This is a genomic window from Streptomyces sp. CA2R106 (assembly GCF_037034245.1).
Lineage (GTDB): Bacteria > Actinomycetota > Actinomycetes > Streptomycetales > Streptomycetaceae > Actinacidiphila.
In genome coordinates, this window is record NZ_JBAGKC010000019.1 from 93,982 (window position 1) to 110,210 (window position 16,229).

13 protein-coding genes are annotated in these 16,229 nt (G+C 73.3%); 7 read left to right on the forward strand and 6 right to left on the reverse strand.

Going from position 1 to position 16,229, the window contains the following annotated elements; all coding sequences use genetic code 11:
• Nucleotides 1-27 precede the first annotated feature (27 nt).
• The 5 genes from WA788_RS24215 (at nt 28) to WA788_RS24235 (ending at nt 7,807) form a co-directional block, all read left to right on the forward strand.
• A complete protein-coding gene (locus WA788_RS24215) occupies nt 28-2,244 on the forward strand; it encodes an ATP-binding SpoIIE family protein phosphatase (protein WP_335980751.1) in 2,217 nt (738 codons plus the stop codon).
• A 166-nt stretch (nt 2,245-2,410) separates the two neighbouring features.
• A complete protein-coding gene (locus WA788_RS24220; RefSeq protein WP_335980753.1) occupies nt 2,411-3,868 on the forward strand; it encodes a catalase in 1,458 nt (485 codons plus the stop codon).
• 191 nt (nt 3,869-4,059) lie between these two features.
• Complete coding sequence (locus tag WA788_RS24225; protein ID WP_335980754.1) at nt 4,060-4,584, forward strand: PadR family transcriptional regulator; 525 nt, start codon at nt 4,060-4,062, stop codon at nt 4,582-4,584.
• Nucleotides 4,585-4,664: 80 nt separating this feature from the next.
• Nucleotides 4,665-5,333, forward strand: coding sequence for an ABC transporter ATP-binding protein (locus WA788_RS24230; RefSeq protein WP_335980794.1), 669 nt, complete (start codon nt 4,665-4,667; stop codon nt 5,331-5,333).
• Nucleotides 5,330-7,807, forward strand: a complete 2,478-nt coding sequence (locus WA788_RS24235) for an ABC transporter permease (protein WP_335980755.1) — start codon at nt 5,330-5,332, stop codon at nt 7,805-7,807. Before WA788_RS24230 ends, WA788_RS24235 begins: the two co-directional genes overlap by 4 nt.
• Nucleotides 7,808-7,896: 89 nt before the next feature.
• On the opposite strand, the gene WA788_RS24240 is transcribed toward WA788_RS24235, so the two are convergent.
• The 4 genes from WA788_RS24240 to WA788_RS24255 all read right to left on the reverse strand — a co-directional run bounded on the left by WA788_RS24240 (nt 7,897) and on the right by WA788_RS24255 (nt 12,977).
• Nucleotides 7,897-9,480, reverse strand: a complete 1,584-nt coding sequence (locus WA788_RS24240; protein ID WP_335980756.1) for an AI-2E family transporter — start codon at nt 9,478-9,480, stop codon at nt 7,897-7,899.
• Between the two features lie 138 nt (nt 9,481-9,618).
• Nucleotides 9,619-10,302, reverse strand: a complete 684-nt coding sequence (locus tag WA788_RS24245; protein ID WP_435124700.1) for a transglycosylase SLT domain-containing protein — start codon at nt 10,300-10,302, stop codon at nt 9,619-9,621.
• Between the two features lie 421 nt (nt 10,303-10,723).
• Nucleotides 10,724-12,043, reverse strand: coding sequence for a PhoH family protein (locus WA788_RS24250; protein ID WP_335980758.1), 1,320 nt, complete (start codon nt 12,041-12,043; stop codon nt 10,724-10,726).
• Between the two features lie 172 nt (nt 12,044-12,215).
• On the reverse strand, nt 12,216-12,977 hold the full coding sequence (locus WA788_RS24255; RefSeq protein ID WP_335980760.1) for an isoprenyl transferase: 762 nt from the start codon (nt 12,975-12,977) through the stop codon (nt 12,216-12,218).
• Nucleotides 12,978-13,135: 158 nt separating this feature from the next.
• Between WA788_RS24255 and mgrA the strand changes: the two genes are divergently transcribed.
• Nucleotides 13,136-14,179 carry an L-glyceraldehyde 3-phosphate reductase gene (gene mgrA, locus WA788_RS24260; protein WP_335980761.1) on the forward strand — a complete coding sequence of 348 codons (1,044 nt, stop codon included), beginning with the start codon at nt 13,136-13,138 and terminating at the stop codon, nt 14,177-14,179.
• Between the two features lie 92 nt (nt 14,180-14,271).
• Here mgrA and WA788_RS24265 read toward each other — a convergent pair whose 3' ends face one another.
• Nucleotides 14,272-14,994 carry a prepilin peptidase gene (locus WA788_RS24265; RefSeq protein ID WP_335980762.1) on the reverse strand — a complete coding sequence of 241 codons (723 nt, stop codon included), beginning with the start codon at nt 14,992-14,994 and terminating at the stop codon, nt 14,272-14,274.
• Nucleotides 14,995-15,041: 47 nt separating this feature from the next.
• Between WA788_RS24265 and WA788_RS24270 the strand changes: the two genes are divergently transcribed.
• Complete coding sequence (locus tag WA788_RS24270; protein ID WP_335980763.1) at nt 15,042-15,392, forward strand: DUF192 domain-containing protein; 351 nt, start codon at nt 15,042-15,044, stop codon at nt 15,390-15,392.
• 132 nt (nt 15,393-15,524) lie between these two features.
• Here WA788_RS24270 and WA788_RS24275 read toward each other — a convergent pair whose 3' ends face one another.
• On the reverse strand, nt 15,525-16,223 hold the full coding sequence (locus WA788_RS24275; protein ID WP_443034089.1) for an OmpA family protein: 699 nt from the start codon (nt 16,221-16,223) through the stop codon (nt 15,525-15,527).
• Nucleotides 16,224-16,229: the final 6 nt, after the last annotated feature.

Sequence of the window (16,229 nt, forward strand, 5' to 3'; positions counted from 1 at the left end):
GGAGCACCGACGGATGGACCTACTCGCGTGACCACGGACCCGCCACACCCGCCCCGGCCGCACGCCGCGCCGCCCCCGCAGGACGCCCAGGACCCGCAGGACCCGCGCGGCCGGTTCGGGCTGCGCGCGCCGGTGCCGCCGGCCGAGGACGAGCCCGCGGCACCGCCCGGCCCCGCGGCGCCGGGCACTTCCGAGGCCGAGGCGCACCGCCACGACCACGGCGGAGCGGCGGCCATCGCCCGCGCGCACGACGAGCAGACCCCCGAGCCCGCCGCACCGGCCCGGCCCGGGGCGTACAGTGCACCGCGGAGCGACAGTGCCCCGGCGGCGGGGCAGCACCACGCGGAAAGGGCGCCGGGCGAGGCGCACGGCGGGACCCGGCCCGAGGGGCCGGCCGCGGCACACGACACGGGATGGGTGCCGGCAGTGACGGAGGGGAGCGAGGCGTTGAGCTCGTTTGTGAGCACACCGCCGCGGGGCACGGCGCTGAACGCGCCCGGGCACACCGCGGACGAGGACTCGGTGGGCATGCGCATCCCGATGCCGGTGCAGACCGGCCCCGAGGCGGACCGGCTGCGGTACGTCGGCGCGGCCACCCGCCGGATCGCCCGCGGCCTCGACCTGGACGAGATCCTGCTCGGGCTGTGCCGCTCGGCGGTGCCCGCGTTCGCCGACGCCATCCTGGTCTACCTGCGCGAGCCGCTGCCGGTCGGCGACGAGCGCCCCTCGGGCCCGCTGCGGCTGCGGCTGCGCCGGGCGGACGGCGGGCTGGAGGGCCCGGGAGACACACCGGACGTGCCGGTCGGCACCCTGCCCGCGCTGGAGACGCCGTACGGCGGCGCCCCCGAGACCATCGGGGTGCTGCTGGACGGACCGCTCGCGGAGGTGCTGCGCGGGGTGCGCCCGGTCTTCGCGGAGTCGCAGCGGGCCGCCGACGCGATGGCCGAGTTGCTCGGCAACCCGCCCGGCCCGCTGCCCACCGGTCGGCGCGCCCTGCTGGCGCCGCTGCGCGGCCGGCGCCGGGTGATCGGCGCCGCGGTGCTGCTGCGGCGCGCGGACCGGCCGCCGTTCGAGGCCGACGACCTGCTGGTGGCCGCCCAACTCGCCACGCACACCGCGCTCGGCGTGGACAAGGCGGTGCTCTACGGCCGCGAGGCGTACATCGCCGACGCGCTCCAGCGCGAGATGCTGCCGGACTCGCTGCCGCAGCCGACCGGTGTGCAGCTCGCCAGCCGCTACCTGCCGGCCGCGGAGTCCGCCCGGGTCGGCGGCGACTGGTACGACGCGATTCCGCTGCCCGGCAGCCGGGTGGCGCTGGTCGTCGGCGACGTGATGGGCCACTCCATGACGTCGGCGGCGATCATGGGCCAGCTGCGGACCACGGTGCAGACCCTGGCCGGGCTCGACCTGGCCCCGCAGGAGGTGCTCTACCACCTCGACGAGCAGGCCCAGCGGCTCGGCCAGGACCGGATGGCGACCTGCGTCTACGCGGTGTACGACCCGATCGCGCACCGCCTGGTGGTGGCGAACGCCGGCCACCCGCCGCCGGTGCTGCTGCACGCCGACGGCCTCGCCGAGGTGCTGCGGGTGCCGCCGGGCGCCCCGATCGGCGTGGGCGGGGTGCCGTTCGAGGCGGTGGAGCTGCCCGCGCCCGCCGGGGCGACGCTGCTGCTGTACACCGACGGGCTGGTGGAGTCGCGCAGCCGTGACGTGTGGGGCGGCATCGAGATGCTGCGCGAGCGGCTGCACGACGCGGCGAGCGTGGTCTCCCCGCCGCCGCTGGAGCCGCTGTGCGACGAGGTGCTGGAGATTCTCGGGCCGGGTGACCGCGACGACGACATCGCGCTGCTCGCCGCACGGTTCGCCGGGATCGCGCCGAGCGACGTGGCGTACTGGTTCCTCGAACCGCAGGCGCAGACCGCCGGGCGGGCCCGGCGGCTGGTCCGGCAGGCGCTCACCCGCTGGGGGCTGGACGACCAGGTCGACGCGGCCGAGCTGCTGGTCAGCGAGATCGTCACCAACGCGGTGCGGTACGCCGAGCGCCCGGTGACGCTGCGGCTGCTGCGCACCGACGTCCTGCGCTGCGAGGTCGGCGACGACGCCCCGCTGCTGCCCCGGATGCGCCACGCCGCCCCGGAGGAGGAAGGCGGCCGCGGGCTCTACCTCGTCAACCGCATGGCCCAGCGCTGGGGCGCCACCCGTCTGGGCGCGGGCAAGGTCGTCTGGTTCGAGCTGCCGTTCTGACCGGTGCCCTCCTGCCAGGAGGGCACCCTCGTCGGGCTCCTCCGCACGGCCCTTCACACGGGTGCCGCTCCCTCGTACGGCCGCCCGCTTCCAGGTGCCGTGCGGCCGGGTGCGGGCCAAGGTGGGAACCGTCATGCCCGACGGGAATCCCATGGAGGGGCGCGCGATGAGCACGTCGAAGGTTCCGGCCACGACCGACAACGCAGGCATCGCGGTGGAGAGTGACGAGCACTCGCTGACCGTCGGACCGGACGGGCCGATCCTGCTCCAGGACCACTACCTGATCGAGAAGATGGCCCAGTTCAACCGGGAGCGGGTCCCGGAGCGGGTGGTGCACGCGAAGGGCAGCGGCGCGTACGGCCGGTTCGAGGTGACCGGCGACGTGCGGGAGTTCACCAAAGCCGACCTGTTCCAGCCCGGCCGCAGCACCCGGATGCTGGCCCGCTTCTCGACCGTCGCCGGTGAGATGGGCAGCCCGGACACCTGGCGCGACCCGCGCGGCTTCGCCCTGAAGTTCTACACCGAGCACGGCAACTACGACCTGGTCGGCAACAACACCCCGGTGTTCTTCGTCCGGGACACCATCAAGTTCCAGGACTTCATCCGCAGCCAGAAGCGCCGCCCGGACAACGGCCTGCGCGACAACGACATGCAGTGGGACTTCTGGACCCTCTCCCCGGAGTCCGCGCACCAGGTGACCTGGCTGATGGGCGACCGCGGCATCCCGAAGACCTACCGGCACATGAACGGCTACGGCTCCCACACCTACATGTGGATCAACAGCGCCGGCCGGAAGTACTGGGTGAAGTACCACTTCAAGACCGACCAGGGCATCGACTTCCTCACCCAGGCCGACGCCGACGCGATGGCCGGCCACAACGCCGACTACCACCGGCAGGACCTGTGGGAGGCGATCGACCGCGGTGAGCACCCGTCATGGACGCTGTGGGTGCAGGTGATGCCGTTCGACGACGCGGCGGACTACCGGTTCAACCCGTTCGACCTGACGAAGGTGTGGCCGCACGGCGACTACCCGCTGATCGAAGTGGGGCGGATGACGCTGGACACCAACCCCGACGACTACTTCGTCCACATCGAGCAGGCCGCGTTCGAGCCGTCGAGCATGGTGCCGGGCATCGGCCCCTCCCCCGACAAGATGCTGCTGGGCCGGCTGTTCTCCTACCCGGACACCCACCGGTACCGGATCGGCCCGAACTACCAGCAGCTGCCGCCGAACCGCCCGCACGTGCCGGTGCACTCCTACGCCAAGGACGGCCCGATGCGCTTCGATCCGGCCCGCACCGGGGCGCCGTACGCGCCGAACTCCTACGGCGGCCCGGCCGCGTCCCCCGAGGCGTACGGGGACATCGCTGGGTGGCAGGCGACCGGCGAGATGGTGCGGGAGGCGTACACGGCGCACCGGGAGGACGACGACTTCGGGCAGCCGGGAACCCTGGTGCGCGAGGTGCTGGACGACGCAGCGCGGGACCGGCTGGTCGGCAACGTCGCCGGGCACCTGTCCGACGGGGTGAGCGCGCCGGTGCTGGAGCGGGCCTTCGCGTACTGGCGCAGCATCGACCAGGCGGTGGGCGACCGGATCGCGCAGGCGGTCACGGCGCCCTGACCCCGGGTGGGCCGCGCGCCGGCCCGCCGCACGGGCGCAGCCCCGGGACACGTGTTCGCCCCCGTGCCCCGGGGCTGCTTCGTGTTCCGACCGCACCACCCAGCAGGCGCCTGACCTGCAAAAACGTCCATGCGAGGAGTTATGCACAGTGGGTATACACGCGATGTATACGCATGGTGTAGTCTGCTCGCATGTCAATCGGCCAGACCTTGCTCGGGCTCCTGGAGTCCGGGCCGCGCCACGGTTACGACCTCAAGCGCGCCTTCGACGAACGCTTCGGACACGACCGGCCCCTCGCCTACGGCCAGGTCTACTCGACCATGGCCAGGCTGCTGAAGAACGGCCTGGTCGAGGTGGACGGCATAGAGCCCGGCGGCGGCCCCGAGCGCAAGCGGTACGCCATCACCGACGCGGGCATCACGGACGTGGCGGCGTGGCTCGCCCAGCCCGAGAAGCCCGAGCCCTACCTCCAGACGACCCTGTACACCAAGGTCGTCCTGGCCCTGCTGACCGGCCGCTCCGCGGTGGACCTGCTCGACACCCAGCGCGCCGAACACCTGCGGCTGATGCGCGAGCTGACCCGCCGCAAGCGGGACGGCGACCTCGCCGACCAGCTCATCTGCGACCACGCCCTGTTCCACCTGGAAGCGGACCTGCGCTGGCTGGAACTGACGGCGGCCCGGCTGGACCAGCTCGCGGCGGAGGTGGCCAAGTGACCACGGGGGGAAGCGGCGCGCACGACGCCGACACGTTCGGCACGCACCAGGGCGGCCGGGCGGCGCCACGCCCCGAACCGCTGCTCCAGGCGGTCGAGGTGCGCAAGGCGTACGGACCGACCGCGGCACTCGAAGGGGCGGACCTGACCATCCGCGCCGGCGAGGTCGTCGCGGTGATGGGCCCGTCCGGGTCCGGCAAGTCCACGCTGCTGCACTGCCTGGCCGGCATCGTGCGGCCCGACTCCGGGCAGGTCCGCTACCGCGGGCAGGAGCTGTCGGCGATGACCGACGGCGAGCGCAGCGCCCTGCGCCGCACCGACTTCGGCTTCGTCTTCCAGTTCGGCCAGCTCGTCCCCGAGCTGACCTGCCTGGAGAACGTGGCGATGCCGATGCGGCTGAGCGGCGTCAAGCGCCGCATCGCCGAGCGGAAGGCCGCCGAGTGGCTGGAGCGGCTGGAGGTCGCCGACGTCGCCGCCAAGCGGCCCGGCGAGGTCTCCGGCGGGCAGGGCCAGCGGGTCGCGGTGGCACGCGCCCTGGTCGACGACCCCCGGGTCGTCTTCGCCGACGAGCCGACCGGCGCGCTGGACTCGCTCAACGGCGAGCGCGTGATGCGGCTGCTCACCGACGCGGCCCACGACACGGGCGCGGCCGTCGTCCTGGTCACCCACGAACCGCGGGTGGCCGCCTACTCCGACCGGGAAGTCGTCGTGCGGGACGGGAAGTCGCGCGACATGGAACGGGCGTCATGAGTACGCGGGAGACGGCCGCGCAAGTCGAGCCGTTCGCCGGGTTCGACGCGACCGGCGGCGGGCCCCGCCGCCCGGCGTCCGGCGGCGGACCGGCCGAGCGCTCGGCCGACGTGCGGACCTGGCTGCGCGACCTCGCGCTCGGCGCGCGCTTCGCCCTCGGCGGCGGGCGGGAGGGCTGGACCCGCACCCTGCTCACCGCGGTGGGCGTGGGGCTCGGCGTCACCCTGCTGCTGCTGACCGCGGCGGTCCCGGCGATGGTCCACACCCACAGCCAGAAGGAGTACGCCCGGGAGAGCGCGAGCAACAGTTACGTCGCCCACCCCAGCGACCACACCCTGCTGTGGGCGAACGCCGACACGACCTACCACGAACACGACATCACCGGCTACCGGCTCCAGCGCGAGGGGGCGAAGGCGCAGCTCCCGCCGGGCCTGGACGCCTGGCCCGCCCCCGGCGAGATGGTGGTCTCCCCGGCGCTGAAGAAGCTGCTGGCCTCCGCGCCGCTGCTGCGCGAGCGCCTGGACCACCAGGTCACCGGCACCATCGGGAAGGCCGGACTCGTCGGCCCGGCCGACCTGTACTACTACGTCGGCAGCGACCAGTTGGTGGCCCACGACGCCCAGTACGTGCACGGCAACGCCGACCGGATCACGGGCTTCGGTGCCCGCGACACCTCCGAGGACCTGGGCGCGCCGCTCGAACTGCTCCTGGTCATCGTGCTGGTGGTGCTGCTGCTGCCGGTCGCGGTGTTCATCGGCACCGCGGTCCGGCTCGGCGGCGAGCGCCGGGACCGGCGGCTGGCCGCGCTGCGGCTGGTGGGCGCCGACATCCGCATGACCCGGCGGATCGCGGCCGGCGAGGCCCTGCTCGGCGCGCTGCTCGGGCTGGCCGTCGGCGCCGCGCTCTTCCTGGGCGGGCGGCAACTCGCGGCGCACATCAGCGTGGTGTCGGTCTCGGCCTTCCCCTCGGACCTGACGCCGAACCCGGCGCTGACGGTGCTGATCGTGCTCGCCGTGCCGTTCGCGTCGATAGCGGTGACCCTGGCCAGTCTGCGCGGCACCGCGATCGAGCCGCTGGGCGTCGTACGCCAGGCGCTGGGCCGGCGGCGCCGGCTGTGGTGGCGGCTGCTGCTGCCCGCGGCCGGACTGGCGCTGCTGGCCCCGCTCTTCGGCAAGATCCACAACGGCTCGGGGATCAACGAGTACCAGGTCGCCGCCGGCGCCGTCCTGCTGCTCTTCGGGGTGACCGCGGTGCTGCCGTGGGCGGTGGAGGCCACCGTGGGGCGGCTGAGCGGCGGCCCGCTGTCCTGGCAACTGGCCACCCGCAGGCTCCAGCTGAGCAGCAGCGCCTCCGCCCGGATGGTGAGCGGGGTGACCATCGCGGTGGCCGGCGCGATAGCTCTGCAGATGCTCTTCAACGGCGTCAGCGACGACTACGTCAGCAACACCGGCGCCGACACCCAGCGCGCCCAGGCGGTCGTGGACGGCCGGGTGGAGAACATCGCCCGGCTGAACGCCGACGCGAAGTCCGTCGCGGCGGCCCAGGGCGTCGCGCAGGTCTACGGCTACGGGGAGGTCCAGGCGACCCGCCCGGACGCGAGCAGCCTGCCCGGGCGCGCGGGCACGCAGTACACCGAACTGCCGGTCGACGTCGGCGACTGCGCCGCGCTGCGGCAGATGGCGCGGATCACCGCCTGCCGGCCCGGCAGCGTCTTCCTGGTGCCGGCGGACTCCGACAGCTATGCGGACGACGGCTACCAGCGCTATCTGCGGCCCGGCGCGAAGGTCGACCTCAACGCGCCGGTCGGCGACACCTACACCGGCACCCCCCGGCTGTGGCAGATCCCGGCCACCGCCGTCCGCGCCGGCAGCCGGGCGGACGCGACGGGCTCGCACGCCTGGGGCGTACTGGCCACCCCGGAGGCGGTCAGCGGCGCGCCGCTCGGCGAGCTGGACGCGCGGCTGTCGGTGGTGCTCGACCCGCACCAGCCCGACGCGATCGAGCACGCACGCAACGCCGTGGCCCGACTCGGCATCGACATGGACATCTACACCCTCTACGACACCCGGACGAAGGAGAGCTTCCTCCAGATCCGCCGCGGGCTGTTCGCGGGTGCGGCCTTCACGATGGCGCTCATCGGCGCCGGGCTGCTGGTGACGATGCTGGAGCAACTGCGCGAGCGCAAGAAGCTGCTGGCGGTGCTGGTCGCCTTCGGCACCAGGCGCTCGGTGCTGGGCTGGTCGGTGCTGTGGCAGACCGCGGTACCGGTGGTGCTCGGGCTGCTGCTGGCCGTCGCGGGCGGCATCGGGCTCGGGGCGGCGCTGCTCGCCATGGTGCAGCGGCCCTTCCAGATGGACTGGGCCGGGGTCGGCACGATGGCCGGGGTCGGGGCGGCGGTCATCCTCGCGGTGACCCTGCTGAGCATGCCGCCGCTGTGGCGGCTGATGCGGGCGGACGGACTGCGCACGGAGTAGGAGCCCGGCAACGCCCGCGGGGACCCGCACTCCTGAAAGGGTGTGGGTCCCCGCGGGCGTTCCGATACGGCGAGGGCGGTGCGGCGCGGCTACTCCACGCCGTCCTCGACCGGTTCGCGCGGCTCGGCCGCCGCGTCCTCGGCCTGGGGCCCGGCGGGAGCCGCTGGAGCCGCAGCAGCCGCAGCGGCCTCGCCCGCCGCTCCCGCGCCGCCGTCCGCGGCGGGGGCGGGGGCCGGGCCGGTGGCCGCCGCCGGAGCCGGAGCCGGAGCCGGTGGAGCCTGCCCGGCGGGCGCGGCCACCGCCTCGGCCACCGGACCGGTTACCGGACCGGCCGCCGTGGCACCGGACTTGGCCCGCGCCCGCAGCACACCGACGACCGTGTTGCTCACCGCGACCAGCGGCACCGCGCTGACCGCGCCGCCGATCCCGGCGATCAGCGAACCGGCCGCCACCGACAGCACCACCGCGAGCGGGTGGACCCGCACCGCGCGGCCGAGGATGAACGGCTGGAGCACGTGCCCCTCGATCTGCTGCACCGCCAGCACCACCGCCAGCACCATCAGCGCGGTGAACGGCCCCTGCGTGACCAGCGCGACGACCACCGCCACCGCACCCGAGGCGACCGCGCCGACCAGCGGCACGAACGACGACAGGAAGATGACCACCGCCAACGGCACCGCCATCGGGACCCCGAGGAAGAAGATCCCGATGCCGATGCAGATCGCGTCGATCAGCGCCACGATCACGGTGCCGCGCACGTACAGCGTCAGGGTCCGCCAGGCGCGCGGGCCGGCCTCGGCGAGCCCGGCCCGGGCGTCGGTCGGGAAGAGCCGCAGCACCCAGTTCCAGATGTTCGGCCCGTCGTAGAGCAGGAACAGGGTGCTGAACATCGCCAGCAGCACGCCGGTCAGGAACTCCACGATGACCGTGACGCCCTGCAGCCCCGCGTCCGTGAGCTGCTTGCTGTTGTGCCCGATGGCGTTGCTGAGGTTGTTGGCGACCTGGTTGATCTGGTCGTCGGTGACGTGGAAGGGGCTGTTGAGCAGCCACTTCTTCCCCTGGTCGATACCGTCCTGGAGGCTGGAGGACAGGTTGTCGACGTTGTCCATCACCTGCCACACCACGAACCAGCCGACCAGCCCCATGACGACGAAGCCGCCGATGAAGACCATCGCGGTGGCCAGCCCCCGCGGCACCCCGGAGCGTTTCAGCCGGGCCACGAACGGCTGGAGCAGCGCGGTGATCAGCAGCGCCGCCACGAACGCGAGCACCACCAGCCGGACCGCGCCGATCACCCGCATCAGCACCCACACGGTGCCGGCCAGCACCAGCAGCCGCCAGCCGATCTCGGCGGCGACCCGCATGCTCCACGGCACCACCGCGACCGGGTCCGGCACCGGCTGCGGCGCGGCGGCCTGTGCCGGGACGGCCGGCTCGGGCGCCGCGGGCGCCACAGGAGCCGGGGCCGCCACGGGCGGCGCCGCCTGTACCGCGGCGGATTCGGGACGGTCCGGCGCGGGTTGCGCGGGCACGCCAGAGGGGGCCGTGGTGGTCACGGCCCCCTGGTGCTCCGCGTCGCGCGCGGAAACAGTGGCGTGTCTCTGATCCAGCCGCCCGGCGAGATTCGCCAAACCGGACGCGAGCGTCGCGCTCCAGTGGCGTTTGTCCGGCATCGCTGCTCTCCCCCTCGGCCCGTCGGCCGTCTGTGGCACTGCTGTGGGAGACGACGTTACCCGGGACAAGGTTGATCCGGCCGCGCGAGTGGCCGGATCGGGCGGGGTGCGCGCCGGACCCCGGTCCGGCGCCGCATCCTAGTAGTAGTGGTTGACCTGCCAGAACTGCCAGGCGTCACACGGACTGCCGTAGCGGCTGTTCATGTAGTTCAGGCCCCACTTTATCTGCGTGGCCGGGTTCGTCCGCCAGTCCGCGCCGGCCGAGGCCATCTTGGAACCGGGCAGCGCCTGCACGAGGCCGTAGGCGCCGCTGGACGCGTTGGTCGCGGTGTAGTCCCAACCGCTCTCGCGCGTCACGATGTTGGAGAAGCACATGTACTGGCCGCTGCCGACGATCTGCTTCGCCATCGCCTGCACCTGCGCGGTGCTGTACGAAGCCTGGACCGAGAAGCTCGCGCTCGGATCGCCCTTGCCGGCCTCCGCCTTGAGCTGGGCCGCCTTGGCCGCCGCGGCGTCGTCCGCCTTCTTCTTCTTGGCGGCGTCCTTCGCGGCCTGGACGCGGGCCGCCTGCTCCGCGGACTGCCTGGCCGAGGCGTCTGCCGCGTCGGACTGAGCCTGTACCTGCTCCGTCAACGACGCCTGCTGCACCTGCTGGCCGGCGGGGATGTCCGCGAGGAGGGTCGTCGTGCCCGCGGCTTCGACCGGCTGTTCGGCAGTGCCGTGGCCCTGGTCTGCACCCGACGCGACGCCGACCACGGCGCCCACAGTGGTGACCGCAGTGGCAGATGCCACCGCGAGTCCCCGGACCGAGATCCGGCTCACACGGTTTCCTTCCGGAATCGCCCGCTTGGTGACCGCACGGACGGAATCGTGCCCCTGGCGCGGTCCCCCTGGGCCGGTCCGCCGTACGGGCCGGGCGGTCACGGGGGTACTGGCCCGGTGCGAAGTCCCTTGCGGGGTCCGCGTGGTGCTCGGGCGGCTCATGGCGTCGATGTGGACTTGTGAGTGACGCGTTCCCGATCCCCGAGGGGTGACGGGAGTGCCATGAGCGGGGCCTGACAGCCTCACACCCTGCCGTACTCCGACGCCGTGCGGCAATTTCCGGTTGAGTGGCAAACTTCACATGCTGCGGAAGGAGGTAATTCCCTGCGTCCGCACCGCCCGAACGCTAAGCTGCTGCGCCCGGTTTACCCGGACGCAGCAGCATCAACTCACCTGATTATCGGACAGATACGGCGATTGCTCAGCTGCCGGCGTCCTCCAGCATCTCGGTGACGAGCGCCGCGATCGGCGACCGCTCGGACCGGCTGAGCGTCACATGCGCGAAGAGCGGATGGCCCTTCAGCTTCTCCACCACCGCGACCACGCCGTCGTACCGCCCCACGCGGAGGTTGTCGCGCTGGGCCACGTCATGGGTGAGCACCACCCGCGAGCCGGCCCCGATCCGGGACAGCACCGTCAACAGGACGTTCCGCTCCAGGGACTGGGCCTCGTCCACGATCACGAACGCGTCGTGCAGCGAACGGCCCCGGATGTGGGTCAGCGGCAGCACCTCCAGCATGCCGCGCGCCACCACCTCCTCGATGACCTCCTTCGACGTCACCGCCGCGAGGGTGTCGAAGACCGCCTGGGCCCACGGGCTCATCTTCTCCGCCTCGCTGCCCGGCAGGTAGCCCAACTCCTGCCCGCCGACCGCGTACAGCGGGCGGAAGACCATCACCTTGCGGTGCTGGCGGCGCTCCAGGACCGCCTCCAGACCCGCGCACAGCGCCAGCGCGGACTTGCCGGTGCCGGCCCGCCCGCCCATCGACACGATGCCCACCTCCGGGTCCAGCAGCAGGTCCAGCGCGATCCGCTGCTCGGCGCTGCGCCCGTGGATGCCGAACGCGTCGCGGTCGCCGCGCACCAGCCGCACCCGGCCGTCCGCGGTGACCCGGCCCAGCGCCTTGCCGCGCTCGGACTGGAGCACCAGGCCGGTGTGCACCGGCAGTTCCGCCGCCTCGGGCAGGTCGACGACCTCCTGCGCGAAGAGGGTGTCCACGTCCTCGGCGCCGACCTGGAGCTCCTCCATCCCGGTCCAGCCGGAGGTGATGGCGAGTTCCGCGCGGTACTCCTCGGCGAGCAGCCCGACCGAGGACGCCTTGACCCGCAACGGCAGGTCCTTGGAGACGACGGTCACGTCGTACCCCTCGGCCTGGAGGTTGCGGGCGACGGCGAGGATGCGCGAGTCGTTGTCACCGAGCCGGAAGCCCGCGGGCAGCACCCCGGGGTCCGAGTGGTTGAGCTCGACCCGGAGCGTGCCGCCGAAGTCGCCGATCGGGATCGGCGCGTCCAGCCGGCCGTACCTGATCCGGAACTCGTCGAGCGTGCGCAACGCCTGGCGGGCGAAGTAGCCGAGTTCCGGGTGGTGGCGCTTGGCCTCCAGTTCCGTCACCACCACGAGCGGCAGCACGACCTCGTGCTCCTCGAAGCGGGTGAAGGCGCCTGGGTCGGCGAGCAGCACGCTGGTGTCGAGTACGTATGTGCGCCGGTCGTGATCACGGCGGTTCTTGCTGGTCACCACGTGTGGACGAACCCCCTCGGGAGAGGTGAGTCTTGCGGTCCGGCAACCAGGACCCGGATGCCGGTCTGCCAGTGATATGCCCTGGAACAGCCGCGCGCATGCGGATGCATACGACAGTCACCCGACGGTCATCGCTCCGCCACGCAGCGCTCACCGCGCCTTACCGGGTCGCTCAGGCCCCGTAGCGGCGGTGCCGGGCGGCGTAGTCGCGCAGCGCCCGGAGGAAGTCGACCTTCCGGAAAGCGGGCCAGAAGACCTCGCAGAAGTAGTACTCCGAGTGGGCGCTCTGCCACAGCATGAAACCGGACAACCGCTGCTCACCGGAGGTGCGGATCACCAGGTCCGGGTCGGGCTGGCCGCGGGTGTAGAGGTGCTCGGCGATGTGCTCGACGTCGAGGATCCCGGCCAGGTCCTCGATGGAGGTGCCGCGCCCGGCGTGCTCGTGCAGCAGCGAGCGGACCGCGTCGGCGATCTCCTGCCGGCCGCCGTAGCCGACCGCGACGTTGACCAGGATGCCCTCCTGGCCGTCGGTGGCCTGCTCGGCCTCCTTCAGCACGCTCTGGGTGTGCGCCGGCAGCAGGTCCATGGTGCCCACGTGGTGCACCCGCCAGCGCCCGGCCGCGGCCAGCTCGGTGACGGCGTCCTCGATGATGCCCAGCAGCGGCACCAGCTGGTCGGCCGGCCGGTCCAGGTTGTCGGTGGACAGCAGCCACAGCGTGACCACCTCGACACCGGTCTCCTCGCACCAGCCCAGCATCTCGGCGATCTTGTCCGCGCCGGCCCGGTGGCCCTGCTCCGGGCTGCCGCCGGACGCCTTCGCCCACCGCCGGTTGCCGTCCAGGATCACACCGATGTGCTTGGGGGCCTGCGACACGTCGATCCGGCGTTCCACCCGGCGGGAGTACAGCCCGTACACCAGGTCGCGCAGATTCATCGCGTACCAGCCCCTCATGTGCTCGTCGCCCGCGCGGCCACACTACTGCGCGAACAGCCGTACGCACGAACCGGGTCGAGCGGCCGCGGGCCCGCTTGCGCACCGGTTCGGCGGCCGCGAACGGGAGAAGCTTCAACCACTCGTGATAAGCAGAGGCGGTGAACATCAGAAACCTCTACCGCGCCGCCGACGAGCGCTACGACACGATGGAGTACCGCCGCACCGGCCGCAGCGGCCTGAAGCTCCCGGCGGTCTCGCTGGGCCTGTGGCACAACTTCGGCGACGACCGCACCCTGGACTCGCAGCGCGCGATCCTGCGCCGCGCGTTCGACCTCGGGGTCACCCACTTCGACCTCGCCAACAACTACGGCCCCCCCTACGGCGCCGCCGAGGCGAACTTCGGCACCCTCTTCGCACAGGACTTCCGCCCCTACCGCGACGAGCTGGTCATCTCCACCAAGGCCGGCTACGACATGTGGCCAGGGCCCTACGGCGAGTGGGGCTCCCGCAAGTACCTGCTCGCCTCGCTCGACAAGTCGCTGTCCCGGATGGGCCTGGACTACGTCGACATCTTCTACTCCCACCGCTTCGACCCGGAGACCCCGCTCGAGGAGACGATGGGCGCGCTGGCCACCGCGGTCCAGCAGGGCAAGGCGCTGTACGTCGGCATCTCCTCCTACGGCCCGGAGCGGACCCGCGAGGCCGCCCGCATCCTGCGCGAGCTGGGCGTGCCGGCGCTGATCCACCAGCCGTCCTACTCGATGATCAACCGCTGGATCGAGGACGAGGGCCTGCTCGATGTCCTCGACGAGGAGGGCATGGGCTGCATCGGCTTCGTGCCGCTGGCGCAGGGCCTGCTCACCGACCGGTACCTCGGCGGCATCCCGTCCGACTCGCGGGCCGCCCAGGGCAAGTCGCTCGACCCCGAGCTGGTCAACGACGAGACGATCACCCGGCTGCGCGCCCTCAACGACGTCGCCGCCGCCCGCGGCCAGTCTCTGGCGCAGCTCGCCCTGTCCTGGGTGCTGCGGGACCCACGGGTCACCTCGGCGCTGATCGGCGCCTCGTCCGTCGCGCAGCTCGAGGCGAACGTCGCCGCCGTCGGCGCGGCGCCGCTGACCGCGGAGGAGCTGGCCGAGATCGACCGCCACGCGGTGGAGCCGGCCGGCGTGAACCTGTGGAGCGTCAGCAGCGACGCCTGAGCACCGGCCGCCCGGGTGCACCCAGTGCGGGGGCACCCGGGCGGGCGGGGCATCCGGGCGGGCGGGGCATCCGGGCGGCCGTCCGGCGGCGGTCAGGCCAGCAGGACCGCTGCCAGGGTGCCGGCGAGCATGAAGGGGCCGAAGGGCATCGCGGTCTTGCGGGTGGCGCGGCGGGCGGCGATGAGGCCGAGCCCCACCACGGCGCCGAGCAGGAAACCGGCGAAGGTGCCGGTCACCACGGCCCCCCAGCCGTACCAGCCCAGGACCAGCCCGAGGGTCGGGGCGAGCTTCACGTCGCCGAACCCCATGCCGGCCGGGTTGATGAAGAACAGCACCGCGTACAGCACGCCCAGGACGGCGGCGGCGATCAGCGCCCGGGTCCAGGAGCCCTGCGCGGACGGCAGCAGGGCGGCGCCCCCGAGCAGCAGCGCGGTGAGGCCGAGCGCGGGCAGCGTGAGGACGTCGGGCAGCCGGCGGACGGCCAGGTCGACCCGCGTGAGGACGCCCCCGACGGGCACCAGCAGCAGCCACACCGCGAGTTCGGGGTGCCCGCCCACCCGCCAGGCGAGCGCCGCGCACACCAGCGCGCAGCCGAGCGCGGCGCCGTACCCGGGGCCGTACCGCCGCTGCCCCCGCGGGCACCGCGGGCAGCGGGCCGGGCCGAGCCAGCCCCCGACGGGATGCGCGTCCACCGGGCACAGCGCCGCCCAGGGCTCACCGGCGGGGACCGCCAACCGGTAGGCGGCACGCGGCAGGAGCAGCAGCCCGCTCGCTATTCCCCAGACGGCGGCGCCCGCGATCAGATAGACATGCACCGGGCCGACCGTACACGGGCGGCCGCGCCGTGAGGGAGGAACGGGTCATGCGCCGACGCTGGCGGGACGGCGAGGGGGCGCTGCGCACACCCACCGGCGAGGTGCCGCTGCACGTCGCCGCCTCCTACCGCGCCCGCACCCGGGGCCTGTTGGGCCGCAGCGGGATCGACGGCGCGCTGCTGCTCACCCCCGCGTCCAGCATCCACACCGTGCGGATGCGGTTCGCCATCGACGTGGCCTACCTCGACCGGCGGCTGCGGGTGCTCGCGGTGCGCACCATGCCGCCCGGCCGGCTGGGCCGCCCCCGGCTGCGGGCCCGGCACGTGCTGGAGGCGGAGGCGGGCGCGTTCGCCCGATGGGGTGTGGCGAAGGGCGTCACCCTGGAGGTACGGGACTGACGCCGGCTCGGGCGGCGCCGCGGTGCCGCACGGAAAACGGGCCGGTTCGCAGGGGGGGAGCGCGAACCGGCCCGAGGGGGGGACTCGAACCGTACCGCGCCGGCGCCGTCCGCCGCGGTACGACACGCCGGGCTACGACGCCGCGGGCGGGGTGAAGGTGATCTCCACCCGGCGGTTCTCGCGGCGGCCGGCCTCGGTCGAGTTGTCGGCGATCGGGTACTGCTCGCCGTAGCCGCGGACCTGGAAGGTGTGGTTCGGGTCGCCGAGCGTGGCGAGCTGCGCGGCGAGCACGTTGTACACGGCGGTGGCCCGCTGCTTGGACAGCACGTCGCCGTGCGTGCTGCTGCCCAGGTTGTCGGTGAAGCCGAAGACCCGGATGGCCGAGGTGACGTGCTGCGCGTTGATGTCGCCGGCGATCGCCTGGATGCGGGACGTCGCGGTCGCCGAGAGCTTCGCGCTGTCCTTGGTGAACAGCACCTCGGACTGCAGGGCGTACGTCACCGTCGTGTTCGACGTCTCCTGCCGCTCCTCGGGCTGGCTGGCGGAGACCGAGCCCTGGTCGGTGACCGAGACGATGTCGAGGACCTTCGGCGGGGCGAGGGTTGCGCCCGCCTGGAGTTTCAGGTCAGGTGACTTCGGGTCGACCTGCACGGGCGGAGTGGCGGTGGTGTCGCCCGCGGTGGGCGGCGGGGTGGAGTCCGCGGCCGCGGGGGTGGCGGGGGCGGCGCACACGAGGATCAGGGCGGCCGCGGAGGCGCCGATCACGGCGGCGGCCCGGCGGTGCCGCGGCCCGGGGTGGGGGTGGGGCTGGGGGTGGGGTGTGCGGGTCACGGCGGG